At 32.8% G+C, this 17,831-nt stretch carries 17 protein-coding genes; 7 read left to right on the top strand and 10 right to left on the bottom strand.

Features of this window, described 5'->3' with window-relative positions; translation table 11 throughout:
- Positions 1-6: 6 nt before the first annotated feature.
- Positions 7-480 carry a TspO/MBR family protein gene (locus ACE94K_RS01565; RefSeq protein ID WP_378178975.1) on the bottom strand — a complete coding sequence of 158 codons (474 nt, stop codon included), beginning with the start codon at positions 478-480 and terminating at the stop codon, positions 7-9.
- Between the two features lie 99 nt (positions 481-579).
- Between ACE94K_RS01565 and ACE94K_RS01560 the strand changes: the two genes are divergently transcribed.
- The 3 genes from ACE94K_RS01560 to ACE94K_RS01550 are packed head-to-tail and all read left to right on the top strand — an operon-like array spanning position 580 to position 3,572.
- Entirely contained in the window at positions 580-1,665 is a 1,086-nt protein-coding gene (locus tag ACE94K_RS01560; RefSeq protein WP_378178971.1) for a diphosphomevalonate/mevalonate 3,5-bisphosphate decarboxylase family protein, read from the top strand.
- A 47-nt stretch (positions 1,666-1,712) separates the two neighbouring features.
- Positions 1,713-2,648: a mevalonate kinase gene (locus ACE94K_RS01555; protein WP_378178968.1), complete on the top strand. Its 936-nt coding sequence runs from the start codon at positions 1,713-1,715 to the stop codon at positions 2,646-2,648.
- Positions 2,649-2,663: 15 nt separating this feature from the next.
- Complete coding sequence (locus ACE94K_RS01550; protein WP_378178965.1) at positions 2,664-3,572, top strand: geranylgeranylglycerol-phosphate geranylgeranyltransferase; 909 nt, start codon at positions 2,664-2,666, stop codon at positions 3,570-3,572.
- 60 nt (positions 3,573-3,632) lie between these two features.
- Here ACE94K_RS01550 and ACE94K_RS01545 read toward each other — a convergent pair whose 3' ends face one another.
- Complete coding sequence (locus ACE94K_RS01545) at positions 3,633-3,977, bottom strand: hypothetical protein (RefSeq protein ID WP_378178962.1); 345 nt, start codon at positions 3,975-3,977, stop codon at positions 3,633-3,635.
- Positions 3,978-4,407: 430 nt separating this feature from the next.
- On the opposite strand from ACE94K_RS01545, the gene ACE94K_RS01540 reads away from it, so the two are divergent.
- Positions 4,408-5,364, top strand: coding sequence for a carbon-nitrogen hydrolase family protein (locus ACE94K_RS01540; protein WP_378178959.1), 957 nt, complete (start codon positions 4,408-4,410; stop codon positions 5,362-5,364).
- Positions 5,365-5,412: 48 nt separating this feature from the next.
- On the top strand, positions 5,413-6,252 hold the full coding sequence (locus tag ACE94K_RS01535) for a pseudouridine synthase (protein ID WP_378178956.1): 840 nt from the start codon (positions 5,413-5,415) through the stop codon (positions 6,250-6,252).
- A gap of 65 nt (positions 6,253-6,317) precedes the next feature.
- Here ACE94K_RS01535 and ACE94K_RS01530 read toward each other — a convergent pair whose 3' ends face one another.
- The 6 genes from ACE94K_RS01530 to ACE94K_RS01505 all read right to left on the bottom strand — a co-directional run bounded on the left by ACE94K_RS01530 (position 6,318) and on the right by ACE94K_RS01505 (position 11,571).
- Positions 6,318-7,142: an alpha/beta hydrolase gene (locus ACE94K_RS01530; protein WP_378178953.1), complete on the bottom strand. Its 825-nt coding sequence runs from the start codon at positions 7,140-7,142 to the stop codon at positions 6,318-6,320.
- 4 nt (positions 7,143-7,146) lie between these two features.
- Complete coding sequence (locus tag ACE94K_RS01525; RefSeq protein WP_378178950.1) at positions 7,147-7,446, bottom strand: hypothetical protein; 300 nt, start codon at positions 7,444-7,446, stop codon at positions 7,147-7,149.
- Positions 7,447-7,571: 125 nt separating this feature from the next.
- On the bottom strand, positions 7,572-8,951 hold the full coding sequence (locus ACE94K_RS01520) for a mannosyltransferase (RefSeq protein ID WP_378184192.1): 1,380 nt from the start codon (positions 8,949-8,951) through the stop codon (positions 7,572-7,574).
- The gene (locus tag ACE94K_RS01515; protein WP_378178947.1) at positions 8,951-10,423 is read right to left on the bottom strand and encodes a cellulose synthase family protein; all 1,473 of its coding nucleotides are present in this window, start codon (positions 10,421-10,423) and stop codon (positions 8,951-8,953) included. Before ACE94K_RS01515 ends, ACE94K_RS01520 begins: the two co-directional genes overlap by 1 nt.
- A complete protein-coding gene (locus ACE94K_RS01510) occupies positions 10,423-11,115 on the bottom strand; it encodes a glycosyltransferase family 2 protein (protein ID WP_378178944.1) in 693 nt (230 codons plus the stop codon). Before ACE94K_RS01510 ends, ACE94K_RS01515 begins: the two co-directional genes overlap by 1 nt.
- Positions 11,116-11,571 carry a toxin-antitoxin system YwqK family antitoxin gene (locus ACE94K_RS01505; RefSeq protein WP_378178941.1) on the bottom strand — a complete coding sequence of 152 codons (456 nt, stop codon included), beginning with the start codon at positions 11,569-11,571 and terminating at the stop codon, positions 11,116-11,118.
- Positions 11,572-11,861: 290 nt separating this feature from the next.
- Here ACE94K_RS01505 and ACE94K_RS01500 point away from each other — a divergent pair, with 290 nt between their 5' ends.
- On the top strand, positions 11,862-13,133 hold the full coding sequence (locus tag ACE94K_RS01500; protein ID WP_378178935.1) for a sensor histidine kinase: 1,272 nt from the start codon (positions 11,862-11,864) through the stop codon (positions 13,131-13,133).
- Positions 13,134-13,289: 156 nt separating this feature from the next.
- Entirely contained in the window at positions 13,290-14,573 is a 1,284-nt protein-coding gene (locus ACE94K_RS01495; RefSeq protein ID WP_378178932.1) for a sensor histidine kinase, read from the top strand.
- Between the two features lie 85 nt (positions 14,574-14,658).
- Here ACE94K_RS01495 and ACE94K_RS01490 read toward each other — a convergent pair whose 3' ends face one another.
- Positions 14,659-16,242, bottom strand: coding sequence for a 4Fe-4S binding protein (locus tag ACE94K_RS01490; RefSeq protein ID WP_378178929.1), 1,584 nt, complete (start codon positions 16,240-16,242; stop codon positions 14,659-14,661).
- 29 nt (positions 16,243-16,271) lie between these two features.
- Positions 16,272-17,573: an NAD(P)/FAD-dependent oxidoreductase gene (locus ACE94K_RS01485; RefSeq protein WP_378178926.1), complete on the bottom strand. Its 1,302-nt coding sequence runs from the start codon at positions 17,571-17,573 to the stop codon at positions 16,272-16,274.
- Positions 17,574-17,831 lie beyond the last annotated feature (258 nt).

Genomic DNA, 17,831 nt, shown 5'->3' with positions numbered 1-17,831 from the left:
CTTGGTTTAGTTAAGTTGCCATATACTAAAATTCAATGCAGTCGCAAAAGCAACCCAAATCAAATAAGGGATAAGTAGGTAAGCGGCCGTAGAGTTCACAACTTTAAACCACTTGATTGTAAACAATAATAGGATAAATAGGGCAAGTATATCCACAAGTGCAATCAATGGATTGCGCATTCCAAAGAAAAAAATGGACCACGCAGCATTGAGTAAAAGTTGAAACCCAAAATGATATAACGCAGTTTTTACCCATTTATGATAAAAACCTTTACTCCAAACAATTCCTGCTGCAATTCCCATCATAATATAAAGGGTTGTCCAAACTGGAGCAAATAGCCAATTAGGTGGTGTAAAGGAAGGTTTTTTTAAAGTTACGTACCAAGTGTTAATCGATGTTTGAGTGGCAATACTGCTCATAAACCCTATTAAAAGGCATAAAAATACAGCGACACCAATGCGAAGTAACTTTTTTTTCATTAGGATTAGTTAGTTAAATACTAAAATAGCAATTTATTTTTACTAGCTTACTCTAAAAATCACATAACCGTTTATCTTTGCCAAAATTATTTTTGCATTATGGGTGATTATAGTCAATTTATCTCTAAAATATCTTCAATATTACCAAACAAAGGATCAACTTCCTGTGCATCACCAAGCAATATAGCATTAGTAAAATATTGGGGAAAACGACCGGTTCAATTACCAGAAAATCCATCCATAAGTTTTACGCTGGATCATTGTAAAACTGAAACTACTTTACGATATGAAAAATTAGAAAATGTTTCAGAAGACTTTCAATTTGAGCTGCTTTTTGAGGGAGCGTCAAAACCGGATTTTAAACCAAAAATTAAAAGTTTTTTTGCCAGAATTTCTGATTTTATTCCATTTCTTAATCATTATAAATTTGTTATAGAAACTAGCAATACTTTTCCGCATAGCAGTGGTATTGCATCTTCTGCAAGTGGTATGAGTGCATTGGCCTTTTGTTTAATGCAGCTAGAAAAGAAAATGAACCCTGAGATGACAGAAGAAGCATTTTTACAAAAAACCTCATTTTTATCGAGGCTAGGATCCGGAAGTGCCAGTAGGAGCATAGAAGGGCCAATAACGATATGGGGGAGACATCATAAAGTGGAAGGAAGTAATGATGCCTATGCTATTAAATTTCCTTATCCAGTTCACGCAAATTTCACTAATTATCAGGATACTATTCTGCTGGTTGATAAAGGAGAAAAACAAGTAAGCAGTTCTGTTGGTCACGATTTAATGCATGGCCATCCTTTTTCTGCAGAAAGATTTAAACAGGCAAATAAAAATATTATAAGGTTGAAAGATATTTTAATGTCAGGAGATTTAGATGGATTTATTGAAGTAGTGGAAAGTGAGGCATTAACATTGCATGCGATGATGATGACTTCTCTGCCCTATTTTATATTAATGAAACCGAGTACATTATCCGTGATCAATAAGGTTTGGGAATATCGAAAAGAAACAGGATCTAAGATCTGTTTTACATTGGATGCGGGAGCAAATGTCCACCTATTATATCCAAATGCAGAAAAGGAGAATGTAATGGATTTCATTAAGAGTGAGTTAGTTGTATATTGTCAGAAAGGACAGTATATTTGCGATAAAATAGGATTAGGTGCAAAATTGTTGTAACTTTATCCTAAATCGTTAGACAAATTAGATATAAGGAGAACAAGCTGATGAAAGGACCACTGTTTTATTCGAAAATACTTTTATTTGGTGAATACGGGATTATTAAAGATTCTAAAGGTCTTTCTATTCCTTATAATTTTTTTAAGGGTGCTTTAAAAGTATCTGATCATCCAGATGAACAAGCCATTAAGTCTAATAAAAGTCTTACAGATTTTACAAATTATCTAGAAGAAATTCAGGAAAAGGGAATTGTTAAATTCGACTTACAGCGTTTGAAAGATGATGTTAAAGCTGGAATGTATTTTGATAGTAGTATTCCTCAAGGATATGGTGTAGGAAGTAGTGGAGCATTGGTTGCTGCGATTTATGATAAATATGCAGAAAACAAAATTACGGTCTTAGAAAATCTAACTCGTGATAAACTATTAAAACTAAAAGAGATTTTTGGATTAATGGAATCATTTTTTCACGGTAGCAGTTCAGGATTGGATCCTTTAAATAGTTATTTAAGTTTGCCTATACTTATAAACTCTAAGGATAATATAGAACCAGCAGGTATTCCTTCTCAAAGTGTCGATTATAAAAAAGGAGCTGTCTTCTTGTTAGATAGTGGAATTGTGGGAGAAACGGCACCTATGGTTAGTATTTTTATGGAAAATATGAAACAAGAAGGTTTTCGTTCAATGCTTAAAAACCAATTTGTAAAACATACAGACGCCTGTGTTGATGATTTCTTGAAAGGTGATATTAAATCTTTGTTTTCTAATATAAAACAGTTGTCTAATGTTGTGTTGGATAACTTTAAGCCAATGATTCCTAAACAATTTCACGAGTTATGGAAGAAAGGTATCGAAACTAATGAGTACTACCTAAAACTATGTGGCTCTGGTGGTGGAGGTTATATCTTAGGATTTACTCAGGATTTTGACAAAGCCCAGTCAGCTCTTAAAGATTATAAATTAGAAGTAGTATACAACTTTTAATAGGTTTACAACAGAATGTTTTCCAGAAAAAATAAGCTCATCCTTTTAAAGCTATTGAGCCTTTTTTCTATTGTGCGTGGTTATAATATTCTGATTATCGTACTAGCGCAGTATCTTACTTCTGTGTTTATTCTTGCTCCTAATATCCCATTAAAAAAAGTACTTTTTGATACAAATTTATTTGTTATAGTATTGGCATCAGCAGGTGTTATAGCAGCGGGATATATTATTAATAATTTTTATGATCGAGAAAAAGACCTGATTAATAGACCACAAAAAACCATGCTGGATCGTTTAGTAAGTCAGCGCACTAAGCTTACTGGATACTTTGTGCTTAATTTTCTTTCAGTCATCTTAGCCAGTTATGTTTCTTTCCGGGCTGTTATTTTTTTTTCCTTGTATGTTTTTGGGATCTGGTTCTATTCTCATAAACTTAAAAAAATGCCTTTTTTAGGAAATTTTGTTGCCTCAACATTATCTATAACACCGTTTTTTGCAGTATTCATTTATTATAAAAATTTTGATGAAGTTATTTTTGTTCATGCTACTTTTTTATTCTTGATGCTGGTGATGAGAGAAATGGTTAAAGACCTTGGGAACTTGAGAGGAGACGTTGCCCAGAATTATAAAACCATACCGATAATTTATGGAGAGACAACTTCTAAAAGATTAATTAGTTCACTCGTACTAGCCTCTTGTATTCCTATTTATTTGCTACTTACAAAGTATGAGGTTGGCTATATGTACCTGTATTTCTATATATGCTTAATACTCTTAATTTTGTTTTTGATATTTTTATGGAAATCAAATAATAGAAGTCATTATATATGGTTGCATAATATTCTGAAACTGATGATTGTTTCTGGAGTGTTTAGTATTATATTGATTGATGTTCATCTGATTTTAGACAGAATTCTCCGTTAAAAACAAAAAGCAGCTGTATTTTTAAATACAACTGCTTTTACCAATGTTTTTTAGTAGCTGTTAAGCCTCTGGGTTCAATACCTTAAGTTTTAATTTAAAAACTTTATTGCCAGTTTTGATTATATTAGAATTAACTTTTTTATAATTCAATCTGGACTTAACATAAGATTCTACAGCTTCTTTCTCTGAATCTACAGTAAGAATTACGATTTCACCCTTACCATTAAGAATAAATTCGATATTTGCTTTAATTTCATCACTATCTAATTCGATTTGTGGCTTGTCTAGTAAAAGTGCAATTTCACTTCTTAGTTTTTGCTCATTAGTTTCGTCTGTATTTTTGTCATTGGCAAAAATCTGTGTTGATGCTAAAATCGCTACTGCTAATACAATTAATTTTTTCATTTTTAGGCGTTTTTGATTTGAGTTATAAAATGTTGTTTGTTTAAATTTTACAGGACAAATGTAGTCTTGATAGATGGTTTTTTTTGAGTTTGAATTTTATTAGAATGTGTTCCTAAGTTTACCATTGTGTAAAAAAGTGAACGTTTTAACATAAATTGAACTTTGAATAATATATACTTTTTATAAGTTTACTTTAGGAGTATGAAGGAGGATTGATTTGTTTAGTGTTAAATTCTCAAATCTTGATATTGTTGAAGTGCGAATAATTAAATTTTTGTAGCTAATCTAATGTTAACTTAAGGTTATCAAAGGGTTTGATGACCAGGTTAATTTTATATCCAACTATTTGAAATTCAATTTTTTAAATGTTAATTATTCGTTAACTAAATTCCTAAAATTTGTAAATCCTGACAAAAACCAAGACATTTTTATGGAGAATCATTTACTCACTGTTGCATTGGCACAGATATCACCGGTTTGGTTAGATAAAAAAGCTACTATTGAAAAAATTAAAAATTCAATTATAGAAGCCGCATCAAAAGAGGCAGAACTAATTGTGTTTGGAGAAACCTTGCTTCCAGGATATCCTTTTTGGGTTTCGCTAACCGATGGTGCTCAATTTGATAGTAAGGTTCAGAAAGAAATTCACGCCCATTATGCTCAGAATGCTGTGATAATAGAACACGGAGACCTGGATGAGGTTTGTGATTTAGCAAAGAAAAATAGTATTGCAGTTTATTTAGGAGTTATTGAGCGACCAATTGATCGTGGAGGGCATAGTTTGTATGCATCTTTGGTATATGTAAATGAACAAGGAGAGATCAAGTCTGTACATCGCAAGTTACAACCCACATACGAGGAACGACTAACCTGGGCTCCGGGAGACGGTAATGGACTTAGAGTACATTCGCTCAAAGCATTTACGGTTGGAGGCCTAAATTGTTGGGAAAACTGGATGCCACTACCAAGAACAGCATTGTATGGACAAGGAGAAAATTTGCACGTAGCCGTTTGGCCTGGAAGTGATTATAATACCAAAGATATTACACGTTTTATAGCTAGAGAATCTAGATCCTTTGTGATTTCGGTTTCTAGTCTTATGCGTAAAGAAGACTTTCCTCGAACTACACCTCATTTAGAAGAAATCTTGAAAAAAGCACCTGATGTTTTAGGTAATGGAGGTTCATGTATTGCAGGACCTGATGGAGAATGGATTCTTGAACCCGTACTTTATACAGAAGGATTATTAATAGAAACCTTGGATTTTAATCGTGTTTTACAAGAACGTCAAAATTTTGATCCGGTTGGGCATTATTCCAGACCCGATATTACACAATTGAATGTAAATAGAGAACGCCAAACTACAGTCAGGTTTGGTGACAAATAGTAGTTATTTCTAAAAACTAAACAACTATCTTTGCAAAAAATGTAAGATATGAGTCGTGGAGACAATTCCAATAGAGGAAAAGGGAGTGGAAGACAAGGAGGTAATCCAAAAAGGAAGTCATATGCCAGAGGTAATGCTCCCATAAAAAATAGAAATAACTCACCAAAGAAGATTTCTGATTCTGATGAAATCCGATTAAATAAATTTGTTGCTAATTCTGGAGTTTGTTCTAGAAGAGATGCTGATTTGTATATTAAGACCGGTAGTGTTTGGGTAAACGGAAAACCAATTACAGAAATGGGGTATAAAGTGAAACTAACTGATGAAGTTAAGTTTGACGGTAGGCTTATTACTCCGGAGAAGAAAGAATATGTGCTACTTAATAAGCCTAAAGGTTTCGTGACTTCTATGAGTCCTGAAAAAACCAGAACCGTAATGGATTTGGTAGCGAATGCTTCTAAATCCTTATTGAAACCAGTTGGGAGATTGGAAAGAAATACAACGGGATTGCTATTGTTTACTAATGATGTGGATTTAGAAAAAAAATTGACACATCATAAAACAGGAGTTCGCAAAATATTTCACGTAGAGTTAGATCGTAATCTTAAATTTGAAGATTTTCAGAAAATCGAAAAAGGAATCAAATTAGAAGAGGGTTTTATACAAGTGGATGAGATTTCATACATAGAAGGAGCTGCTAAAAATGAAATAGGCATTCAGTTAATGTCTTCAAAAAATGGAATCGTAACTAAAATTTTCGAGCATCTTAATTATAATGTTGTAAAACTCGATAGAGTTATTTTTGCAGGACTGACCAAAAAAGATCTACCCAGAGGCCATTGGCGAATACTCACCGAACAAGAGGTTATTAACTTGAGGATGATGTAATTTGAAAGGGATTTAACAAATTTAAAAATAGAAGCGATGGATAATTATCCATCGCTTCTATTTTGTTAATACCTCGCCAGTAACTCCTTCAATTCATCATAATACTGTTTGGTAAGATGCACACTATGACCTGCACCTTTAATGAGAGTGCGCTCAATTTTATCCGGATACAATTCTTTTAAGCGTTTAGAATGTTCTTCTGGTTTGATCAGAAAATCTCTGGTTCCGTGAAAAACCCTTATTGGACACTTTACCTCTCCTAAAAATTTATATGATGGGATTTCATAGTTGATTAATGCTTGCGGAACTGGAGCCATGCTGGCAATAAATTCATTCCACGCATAATACGGAGCTTCTAGGATGAGCAATTTAGGGTTATTCTTGGCCGCAGTATAGGATGCAAATCCGGTTCCTAGTGAAAACCCTAACACGATCACATCTTTTTCTTCGTAACGAGAAAGGACATAATCATATATTTTCTGAGCATCATTATATAATTCTGATTCTTCTTCATAAAAGCTATCACTTTTACCATATCCTCTATAATCCACAAAAAGAACATCAAATTTGTTTTCTGTATATAAATATGCGCGCTCTCCCCATTCGTGGATTGCTCCGGCATTACCGTGGAAATAGAGAATCAACCCTTTGCTAACAGAATCGGTTTTGAATAATAGAGCATTTAAATTTACATCATCGTCTACCGCAATATTGATCTCTTCAAAAGGTTGCTCAAACGAATAGGCATAGTCTTTAGGTAGTGTTTTTGGATTAAAGAAGAAACGTTCCTGCTTGACATATAGAAAAATATAGCCACAGAGAATGAGGATGATAATAAATGCCAAGAATCGTAATAATCTTCTTCCTATTTTTCTAAAATTAATTCTCAAAATGCTATTGTATTTTTCTTAATATAAATAGATTGGTAGGTGACTCTGTCAAAAGTATAAAACCGTTTTCTTTTTCATCAAAAAGTTTTACCGTATTCGACCCCAATAATTTTAAAATTTCATTATTAAATTCAGAGTAGAAATTTATCAAAAAGGTATTGTCATTATGACGTTCAATTTCAAAATCTCCAGTATCAATTTTTTCTAAATCTTTTACTAATATAAATTTATTTTCTTCAAAATTAATATGATAGGTACAGCTTAATCTACTATCATTGGACTCGCAATAGTGTGTATTTGTCATATATCTGCATAGCTTCCACTCGTTTTGTAGAGAATCTGATACCGCTTTAACATTTTGGCCAAAAGTAAAACTACTAATACATAATACTATAAATAAGCAGTATTTTCTGCGATGTAGTATAGGATTCAATTGTAAATCGATTTTACAGAGATTTTTTTCGTGTTCTTAATGACTTCAAAAATAAAAATACCAAATACAATACTATATTCCAGAGCAACAAACCATAAATTTTCTTTAAAATCAGGATGTATATATGCTGTATAACTCAATATAATAACAAAAGACCACCAAATCGGGAACTTATAGTTGGTAAAAACACAAAGTGCTAATGGAACGGCTAAATACCAAGGATGAACAGTTGTCGATAAGAAATAATAGCTACAAATACCAATAACCATCACCGTAATGAGTTCAGTTGTGGTGTTGTTTTTTCTGAAAAAAGTGAGTAGTAAAAGAATACCTATCACAATCATGGGCAAAATCTTCCCAACCGTCCCAATAATGTTCCATCCAATAGTTTGATAACCAATCCAACGGATGATATAATAAATACTGGCATTGAATTCAAAATTTTGAAACCAAAGCCCAATAGTTTCACTAAAGTTTGTAATAAATTCTGAAGATAGGAAAGGAGCAAAAAGAAGTATTGTCATTAGAATGATAATACCATAAAACCCTATGAGCTTCAGTAATGGGTTTTTAAGGTCGATGTTATTGAATCCAGTGATAAACTTCTGAAAAAATAGTGGTAAAAATAATAAAGGGATTAGTTTAACTGAAACAGAAAGCGCTAGAGCAATAGCTGCCCAATACCAATATCCTTTTTGTAATAAATACAAAGACCAAATAATGAAAAATATCATTACTGCTTCAAAATGAAGATTCCCGGTAAGTTCTATAATAGCAAAAGGATTCAACAGATACCAAAAGATTCTGTTTTCAGGAATATGGAGTATTTGTAAAAGTTTTCTTCCGAAGAAAAAAGTGCCGATATCTGAAAATATGATCAGAATTCTCATCACAATAACAGAACCTAGGATACTTTTTCCGGCAAAAACTCCAGCAATCAGATAACAAAATTGACTAATTGGAGGATAATTGGTATAATGACTACCGTTTAGAGCGCCCATTCCATCATATAATTCTTGAGCTTGAGTAATTGGTGCATTGCCTTGAGCAATCCAGCTTTCTGGTAATGATAGATATGGATTAAATCCTTCTAGTAGCATTCTACCATCCCAAATAAACCGATAAAAATCTTGAGAGAGATTTGGTATGGCAAAAAGAAATAGTATTCTAAATCCTAACGCGATAGCAGCTAAGAATTTGATATTATTAGGATTCGTTTTAATAATCTTATAAGAAAGAAAAAATAACCCTACCCAAAGACCAAAGATTTTGATGAAATCAGTACGTTCTAATTGATAAGCAAAACTCCAATAGAATAAAGCACAAACTATAGTGAAGATAATGGAAAACTTATGGTATTTCCATAAACTTGTCATCACAATTTGGAAGTAATGGATTTAAAAAACACGAATCCAAATCCAAGGAATAGCATAATATGAAATAAAAACAATCCAAAATCCTGAAGCTTAAAAGCACTGTATAAAGCAAATGCGAAATAACACATTAACAAGGCTTCTATTATTGTGTTTCCGGAGATGTTTTTGTTGACATATTTATTTCCTTTCCAGGAATCCTTAAGCGAATTGATATTAAATTTTGGTGTTCTCACAAATTCGCTTTTCTTTCCAAAATGACCTTCTAATACAGCCATAGAATTATGTACAGAAAACCCCATTGCTATAGAGAAAAAAGTAAAAAACATTTTTACATATTCAATAAAATTCCAAAACCCACCGCTGTGGATTTTCTTAAAAGTATGCCAGTAACAAAAGAAAAATATGACTGTACTCAATGCAAAAAAGGCAATTACATTAAAATACCAGCTAAACATAGGATTACTGTTTTTAATATACATTACCGGAACGCTTAATACAGCCACTAGTAATACTAATAAAAACATACTGCTGTTCAGTAAATGAAAGAAGCTATGAAATTTAGTTTTAAAAGAAACTGTTTTATCTTTAAGCAATTTCCAATATAATTTCTGGAAATTTTCTGCAGCTCCTTTATTCCATCTAAATTGTTGAGAACGTGCTGCGCTGATCACCACGGGTAATTCTGCCGGAGTTTCTACTTCTTCAAGATATTTAAACTTCCATTTCTTGAGCTGAGCTCTATAGCTTAAATCCAAATCTTCTGTAAGGGTGTCTCCCTGCCAGTTTCCTGCATCTTCGATACACTTCTTTCTCCAGACACCAGCGGTTCCGTTAAAGTTAATAAAGTGGTCTTTATAATTACGCCCTACTTGTTCCATGGTAAAGTGAAAATCTAATGCAAACGCCTGAATTTTAGTCAACATAGAATAATCTCTATTAATATGGCCCCAGCGAGTTTGTACTACTCCAATATTTTCGTTTTTGAAATATGGAATGGTCTGTAACAGCCATTTCTTACCGGGAAGAAAATCAGCATCAAAAATTGCAATAAATTCACCTTTCGCAGTTTTTAACCCTTCTTTTAAAGCTCCTGCTTTAAATCCTGTTCTATCTTCACGACGAATGTGTTGAATATCTAATCCTGTCTTTTGTAATTTTTCAATATGAGCGGCGGTGGCATCGACTGATTCGTCTGTAGAGTCATCTAATACTTGTATTTCTAACTTATCTTTTGGATATTCTAAAAGAGCAATGTTATCCAATAAACGTTCCATTACATACAATTCATTATAAACCGGCAATTGAACAGTGACATACGGGGTTTCTTCTTCTTTGGAAAGGTCAAAAGTAGGAGAATTGTCATCTAATTTGCTAGCTTTTAGATAGTTGAAAAGCAAATTCAACTGCGCTAAACTGTATAAGAAAATTATTAATAACGCTAATGTATAAATAACAATGATAGCAATATCCATTACTGAAAGCTATATTTAAAAATCCAACTTAAAATCTTAACGCCTGCAAAGATAGCACCTTTTATGGTTCCTGAAACTTTTGAGACACCTATTCTCTTTTTATAGCGAACAGGCACTTCTGTATATGAAAAACTTTTTTTTATGGCTTTTAATTGCATTTCTACTGTCCACCCATAGGTTTTATCTTGCATATTCAGCTCCAGAAGTTTATCATATTTGATAGCCCTAAAAGGGCCAAGATCTGTAAATTTTGCGCCAAAAAACAATCTCATTAGGCTCGTGGCAAGCCAGTTTCCAAAAATTTGAGGAACAGTCATAGAACCAGCTTCTCTTAGTTTTTTATCTCTTGCTCCAATAACTAGATCAATGTCTTGCTGGATAATAGGGGTGATAATTTTAGTCAGTTCCTCTGGATAATCACTATAATCTCCATCCAAGAATACTACAATTTCCGGGGTATTTTTTTTAGATGCAATATAATCCAGCGCTTTAAGACAGGCGTATCCATATCCCATTCTTTCTTCTCTTAGTACTATTGCTCCCGCTTTTTTTGCTATAGATTCTGTGTTATCAGTCGAGTTATTACTGACCACAATAATCTCAGAAACCAAATCAGGAATTTCGTTAATCACGTGACCAATTGATTCTTCTTCATTAAATGCAGGTATAATAACTTTGATAGAGAGATTCATTTATAAGGACGCATTGGGATTGTCTTTTTTAAAACTAAAAACATCAGTCCATTCTCCAGTTTTTTGATCATTGATGTATTTCTCGGCTTTAAAAAGTTTGTCATTTTTGTACAATAGACAGTATCCGTTTTTTTTGTTATTTCTATATTGATATTTTTTTGTAATCTTATCTTTCCGATTACTTGTGGCAATATCGTAAATAATCCACCATTTCTCTGCTTTATCGTTTATAAAATGCCCTTCTTTAATTAGATTGTTTTTTTGAGAATAGAAATACCAATAGCCATCTTTTTTGTTATTTCTAAAATGTCCCTGCTCCATAATATTTCCATTAGGATAGTACGTATACCAATAGCCTATCTTTTGATTTTCAATAATCCAGCCCTCAGCTTTGATTGAGCCATCATTATAAAACTCCTTTTGATATTTCTTTTCCACCAATACTTGACTATTCATAAAAGAATAAATCACTGTAAAAATAATAAGCTTCTGTATCATGGTATCTTTATATGATTACTTAGACGAAAAGCTTTATAAATACCAACAGGTAGAAATAAATAAAACCAATTATAAGTAGTTAAAAATATTCACATTTGTATTATTGACCCTTCTTTTTTAATGATTAATTGTTAAATAAATGCATTTCATCGATTATTTTGTTTGTTTTAACGATATTTTCATATGTTTGCTTACTCGTGATTTATGCACGTTCCTTTTTTATTTAAGATAGTAACCGTGGTGTTGTAATGATTAAACCTATAAACTTTTTAGAAAAAATTACGTACGATAGGATATTGGCACCTTTTTTTTGTGTCATTCTTCCAGGTACTACGCTTCACGGGTATATTGAATATTTAAGTAACGGTTTCAGTTCATATCTATGGAGGGATATAGTTAATGTCTCTATACTGCTCTTGGCAGTAGCTTTAGTAAAGTTTTCCGTGATCACAAAAAAAGGTTTGATTGTAATATCTTTATATACGATTAAACTTGCCATTGATGCAACATTTATTATAGGTTATTTCGATCCTAGTTTTGATTTTATATATAATTTCTTACACGTGCAAATGATTTTTGCCACTGTAATATTTGCAGCTGGTACGTTAATTCAAGCAAGACACCTTTTGATACTCAACTCGATGAATATTTTGTTTATCATCATTTGTGCATTTACAATAGGTAAAGACTATTCGGTTTGGAGATTTGTATTTTGCGCTGTTTTGGTATCTGGTGGAGGTTTTATAGCATATGCCGGGAAAAAATTTGTTCAATCTCTTTTTGTCAAAATAAAATCGGCAAGAGTATTAATCGAAAAGCAAAACGAGGAGTTGAGGAAAATGAATGCTTCAAAAGATCAATTGTTTAGAATTATTGGTCACGACCTAAGAACTCCTTTTCATCAACTTAATCTATTGGTCGAACTTATTGCAGAAAGTAAAGATGAGCAGGAAAGAAAGGAATATGCTGATCTTATTAAAGAATCTGCTTCAAAGGGGAATGAATTATTAGAAGATTTGCTTAGTTGGAGTAAGAAAAATATTGATCAATTGGATGTGAATTTTGAAGAAATTTCTATTGCAAAAGTGGTGGACAAAACTTTTGAATTTTTCAAGTTCAATAGTGGTGTCAAAGATATTCAATTGATTAATGAATTACCACAAGACTTAAAGCTGAAAATTAGTAACGCAATGATGGAGACTGTTTTCAGAAATTTAATAGGAAATGCCATTAAATTTTCTCACCCAAAATCAACCATTATTGTTAATTGTAGCGTAAAGAATGATTATATTGATATATCCGTTGAGGATTGCGGTGTAGGAATAAGTTCGGAACAGTTAGAAATTCTATTTTCTGATGCTCAAGTTGTCTCTACATTAGGTACAGCTGATGAGAAAGGAACAGGATATGGCCTTGGAATTGTAAAAAAACTAGTAGAAAAGCAAATGGGCTCGTTCTCGATTGATAGCGAACTAAAAAAAGGAACCAAAGTTATTCTTACTTTTCCTATGGTAGCGTAAAATTATTTATAACAGCTCTACTTGCATATTCTTACTTTTTGCAAAACATCTAATAAATTTGCTTTTTATCGTATTTTTTGATAACTTTAACGATATATGATGATATAAAATTATTGTATTTCTAATGTTTAACGGGGCTGATTAAATAGATGATTTATGAGTATTACTATGGCATCCCCAAAATTTTCCAAATTATTTCGATTTGATAAGGTGTTGTTTACTGTAATGTTTATAGCACTACCAGGTATTATATTAGATGGTGTTGTAGAGTATAATGAAGGAGGATTAAGTACCTATTTTTATAGGGCAGTGACTACTTTTACTATAGTGACCATTGGTTTGTTACTACAGAAAACAGGCTTGATCAGAAAGTCCAGATTACTTACACTTTCGGTATATACCATTGTCTTGGGTATGATGTCTTCGATTTTTTTCGGAGTTCAGGATTCGAGTTTCAGGTTTGAGTCATTTTTTCTAAAAGTCGAGGTAATCGTTTCACTATTATTTTTTGCAGTAGGAATGCTCGTTCATTTTAGGCATATAATTTTCTTAATATCCATTAATTTTCTTTTCATAGGATTATGTGCGTTTTACTATCCTAATTTTCCTATAGAGAAATTTGCATTCTATTTTGTGATCGTAAGTGGAGGTGGATTAATGGCATATTTTTGTCAACGATTGCTAGTACAATTATCAAAAAAAGTGAAGGAAGCCAATAGATTGATTAGTATTAAAAATGAAGAGTTAAAAGAAATGAATCAATCTAAAGATGACCTTTTTAGAATTATAGGGCACGATTTAAGAACACCGTTTTATCAGCTTAGATCGCTAATTGATATGGTTGAAGAAGTTGATAATGAAAAAGAGCGAGAACGTATTAGGGGTATGATAAAAGAAGCCGCTGATAAGGGCAACAATCTCTTAGAGGATTTATTGGAATGGGGTAATATATATAAAAAACAATCACAAGTATTATTAGAAACAAAAGAAATATCTGTTATCGTTGACAAGGTATTTGCATTTTCAGACCTAAAAACAAAAAATAAGGAAATTAGCTTAATCAACAAATTACCAAAAGACCTTAAGGTTACCATTAATCCTGCCATGATGGAAACTGTGATGCGTAACTTAATTGCAAACGCTATAAAATTTTCTCACCGAGGGTCTGATATTATTGTAAAATCTGAAAAAATGGACAGTCACATACGTATCGCCATAGAGGATAAGGGAATTGGTATGTGTGATCATAGTTTATATAATTTATTTACTACCGAAAAGAATAATTCTACAACTGGGACCGAAAACGAGAGAGGTACTGGTTTTGGATTAAGTATTGCTAAAAAGCTTGTAGAAAAACAAAACGGTATTTTAGAAATAAAAAGTGAACATAATAAAGGTACTACGATTAATTTATACTTTCCTTATACGTTAAGCGCATAAAATGAAGAACCTATTTTATCTAAAATCATAAAAAAACAGCTTGTCATTCAAGCTGTTTTTTTACTGTTTTCTAATACTTATATACTTATTTATTATTTACATAATCCATTAAATCTACATCATTACCTAGTAAAATTTCATTTGAACTAATTCTTCCTTCCAAATTATCATTTTCTAGTTTTAATACTCCTCTCGGACATACAGCAGAACATATACCACAACCTACACAGCTGGATCTTACAATGTTTTCTCCTTTTTGAGCATAGGATCTTACATCAATTCCCATTTCGCAATACGTAGAACAATTACCGCAGGAAATACACTGCCCGCCGTTAGTTGTGATCCTAAATTTAGAGAATAATCGTTGTTGTACTCCCAGAATAGCAGCCATAGGACATCCAAAGCGACACCAAACTCTATTACCCAAGATAGGATAAAATCCAGTTCCTACAACCCCCGAAAATACAGCCCCTATAGCAAAACCGTATGCCTTTTGTAAATTATAATCTTCAATAAAAAAGATCTGATTCCCTTCAGAAAAATGATTTAACAAAAGGATCCCGACAATAGTAATGAGGATAGCTCCTGCGGCAAACTTAGCGTCTTTATTTAAATTTTGACGTTTAAAAAACATAATGCCTGCAAACAATACAGAAAGAAATGCAATAACGCCAAAAATAAACTGATCTCTCGTAAAAACACTTCTATCAGGATTATTACCAATGTATGAATACAGAACGGCAACTGTCATAATTACTGCAAAAACTAAAACGGTATGAATGGACCAACGCTCAAATTTCCAGGCAGATAATTTTTTACTTGATAACTGGCGAAAAGAATCTCCGGCAGTTTCTGCTAAACCACCACAACCACAAACCCAGGAACAATACCATCTTTTTCCGTATTTGTATGTTAGAAAAGGGGATATAACAAAAATAGATACAATCCCAAATAACAGCATTAGAAAACCAATAGACCCACTATCTAAAAAACCATTGATATTCCAGTCATAAAAGAAGTAGTAATTAAGAGGCCACATATTTTTAAAATCATAATATGGATAATTGAGAGCCTGCATGAATTCAGGAATTAAAAAAGCAAATCCTAATTGAAAAAACATGACCGAAACTGTTCTTAATTGTTGATAACGATTATGACGATATTTCAAAATGAATTTGTATCCGAATGCCAATATAGCTATAGTATATAACGTTCCGTATACAAACCATTGACTGGCAGGTTTTCCTTTAAGGAGCATACTTAAAGGATCAAATAAGCCGATTAGTCCGGTATTAGCATCTCCGTTAGCTCCGGCTCCTAATAAACCTTCATAAAAATAAAGAACAATGTAAAAACCAGTTAATACCACACCGGCAATCCAACCCAACATTCCTCTAGAGGAAATAGACTTTAGCCAAACTCCGTCATTTTTAATCCCTTCTAGTTTAGTTAGATAAGCGTCATTTGCAAAGATGATGGTTCCAACTGTAATCAAAACTAGTGATAAAGCCAGAAAAACTCCTTGATTTGGAAAGTTGGTATTTAGTAAGGCAAGTACAAGAATGAAAAGCCCGGTGAAGCCTATGGCTACAGCTATTTTTTGTTTTATAGAAATCCCTTTAGGTTCAGGACTGGCAAGGGACATGCTATGGTCTAATTTATTACTCATATTTCATATTTTTGAAAACCCTGAAGGTTTTATACTGTTTGTAGTTTTGAATTTTTAAATGCCGAAAGGATATTAGCTTCGTGTTTTTTGTAGAGTTCTGGATCAAAGTTCGCTTCAGAAAGGTTTTCTAAAACGTAATCCACATCTCTCTTTTCGGTAAGCCAGCGATCAAATACTTCGTGGCGCATTCTGATACCAAAGTTATTAATACCTAAAAATGCATTGGTGTCTTTGTGATAAGAAACAGTAATACATTTGGTGTCATCTTCGTGTATCCAGTGAAATTGTTCTTCATATTCTTTGGGTTTACCAAACACCCAACCATATGTCTGATATTCGATATCTAAGAACTTGGCACTATTAAACCAATGTCCAGGTTTATATTCGATTTTGTTTCCGCAGATCGTTTGTGCTACCGTTTCTCCCATCATTCTGCCGGTATACCATACCGCCTCTATGGGTCTTCTATTACCAATAGCTTCGTGCTGTTCTGCACAGTCGCCTATCGCATAAATATCGGGAACATTAGTTTCCAGAAAACGATTTACTTTTACACCACGTCCTAGCTCGATACCCGAATCTTTTAAGAAATCAACGTTTGGGGATACACCAGCGGTTAGACCGACGACATCGCAATCGATCACCTCTCCTGTTTCCTTAATAACAACAGATTTTACTTTTCCATTTTCATCTGCAACAATCTCTTTAAGATTCGTACTTAAACGAAGGTCAATATGATGATTCTTAATATGTCTATTGATCATTGCACTTTCACCGGCGGGCAGTACACCGTTCCAAAAACTATTTTCTCTTACCAAAAAAGTTACAGGAATATCTCTGGAGCGTAACATTTCTGCTAATTCAATTCCAATAAGTCCTCCACCAACAATCACAGCTCTTTTACATACTTTTTTATTAGGAGCGTATTTTTCGAGTTTCTCCAGGTCTTGTTTGTGGTACATACCCATCACTCCATTAAGATCCTGACCAGGCCAACCAAACTTATTGGGTTTAGAACCTACAGCTATAATTAGTTTGTCATAAGATAAGTTTTCTCCACTTTCAAAGATCAATTGTTTTTTTTCATGATCCACTTTAGATACATAACCTTTTTTAAGTTCTATTTCATTTTTTTTCCAGAACCAATTTTCATAAGGTTGAGTATGTTCAAATTTCATGTGGCCCATATAGACGTACATAAGTGCCGTGCGAGAAAAGAAATAATCTGTTTCACCAGAAACAATAGTGATTTTTTTATCGGATATTTTTCTGATATGCCTTGCGGCAGTGACCCCAGAAATTCCGTTACCGATAATGACAATGTGTTCCATAAAGATGTGTGTTAGTTGAATTTGATTTTTAGTGTTGAAAATGAAGCTTCTGCCTGTAAGTCGTTTATAAATATAAGAACTTAAAAAGAATTAATAATTTAGAACTGGTCTAAAAAGCTGTGTTTCTGTAAGTTTTAAAAGTGAATTCGACACGCGCACGTGATCCTTAGAACTAAAAATATTGGTTTGAAAACAAATTGAAAATAATTTGTAAGTAGCTTATACCTCCTTCGACTTAATGCGAGTTACCAAGGTAAA

The organism is Aquimarina besae (genome assembly GCF_042434905.1).
Taxonomy (GTDB): domain Bacteria; phylum Bacteroidota; class Bacteroidia; order Flavobacteriales; family Flavobacteriaceae; genus Aquimarina.
Note: the sequence above shows the minus strand (reverse complement) of the source record. Positions and strands in the feature narration are given on the sequence as shown.

Excerpts from the sequence above, each read along its gene's own strand:
- ACE94K_RS01510 (WP_378178944.1), bottom strand. The coding sequence starts at position 11,115 with ATGAATCTCTCTATCAAAGTTATTATACCTGCATTTAATGAAGAAGAA.
- ACE94K_RS01495 (WP_378178932.1), top strand. The coding sequence starts at position 13,290 with ATGAGTATTACTATGGCATCCCCAAAATTTTCCAAATTATTTCGATTT.
- ACE94K_RS01540 (WP_378178959.1), top strand. The coding sequence starts at position 4,408 with ATGGAGAATCATTTACTCACTGTTGCATTGGCACAGATATCACCGGTT.
- ACE94K_RS01485 (WP_378178926.1), bottom strand. The coding sequence starts at position 17,573 with ATGGAACACATTGTCATTATCGGTAACGGAATTTCTGGGGTCACTGCC.
- ACE94K_RS01535 (WP_378178956.1), top strand. The coding sequence starts at position 5,413 with ATGAGTCGTGGAGACAATTCCAATAGAGGAAAAGGGAGTGGAAGACAA.
- ACE94K_RS01550 (WP_378178965.1), top strand. The coding sequence starts at position 2,664 with ATGTTTTCCAGAAAAAATAAGCTCATCCTTTTAAAGCTATTGAGCCTT.
- ACE94K_RS01520 (WP_378184192.1), bottom strand. The coding sequence starts at position 8,951 with ATGACAAGTTTATGGAAATACCATAAGTTTTCCATTATCTTCACTATA.
- ACE94K_RS01500 (WP_378178935.1), top strand. The coding sequence starts at position 11,862 with ATGATTAAACCTATAAACTTTTTAGAAAAAATTACGTACGATAGGATA.
- ACE94K_RS01560 (WP_378178971.1), top strand. The coding sequence starts at position 580 with ATGGGTGATTATAGTCAATTTATCTCTAAAATATCTTCAATATTACCA.
- ACE94K_RS01545 (WP_378178962.1), bottom strand. The coding sequence starts at position 3,977 with ATGAAAAAATTAATTGTATTAGCAGTAGCGATTTTAGCATCAACACAG.
- ACE94K_RS01505 (WP_378178941.1), bottom strand. The coding sequence starts at position 11,571 with ATGAATAGTCAAGTATTGGTGGAAAAGAAATATCAAAAGGAGTTTTAT.
- ACE94K_RS01525 (WP_378178950.1), bottom strand. The coding sequence starts at position 7,446 with ATGACAAATACACACTATTGCGAGTCCAATGATAGTAGATTAAGCTGT.
- ACE94K_RS01565 (WP_378178975.1), bottom strand. The coding sequence starts at position 480 with ATGAAAAAAAAGTTACTTCGCATTGGTGTCGCTGTATTTTTATGCCTT.
- ACE94K_RS01555 (WP_378178968.1), top strand. The coding sequence starts at position 1,713 with ATGAAAGGACCACTGTTTTATTCGAAAATACTTTTATTTGGTGAATAC.
- ACE94K_RS01515 (WP_378178947.1), bottom strand. The coding sequence starts at position 10,423 with ATGGATATTGCTATCATTGTTATTTATACATTAGCGTTATTAATAATT.
- ACE94K_RS01490 (WP_378178929.1), bottom strand. The coding sequence starts at position 16,242 with ATGAGTAATAAATTAGACCATAGCATGTCCCTTGCCAGTCCTGAACCT.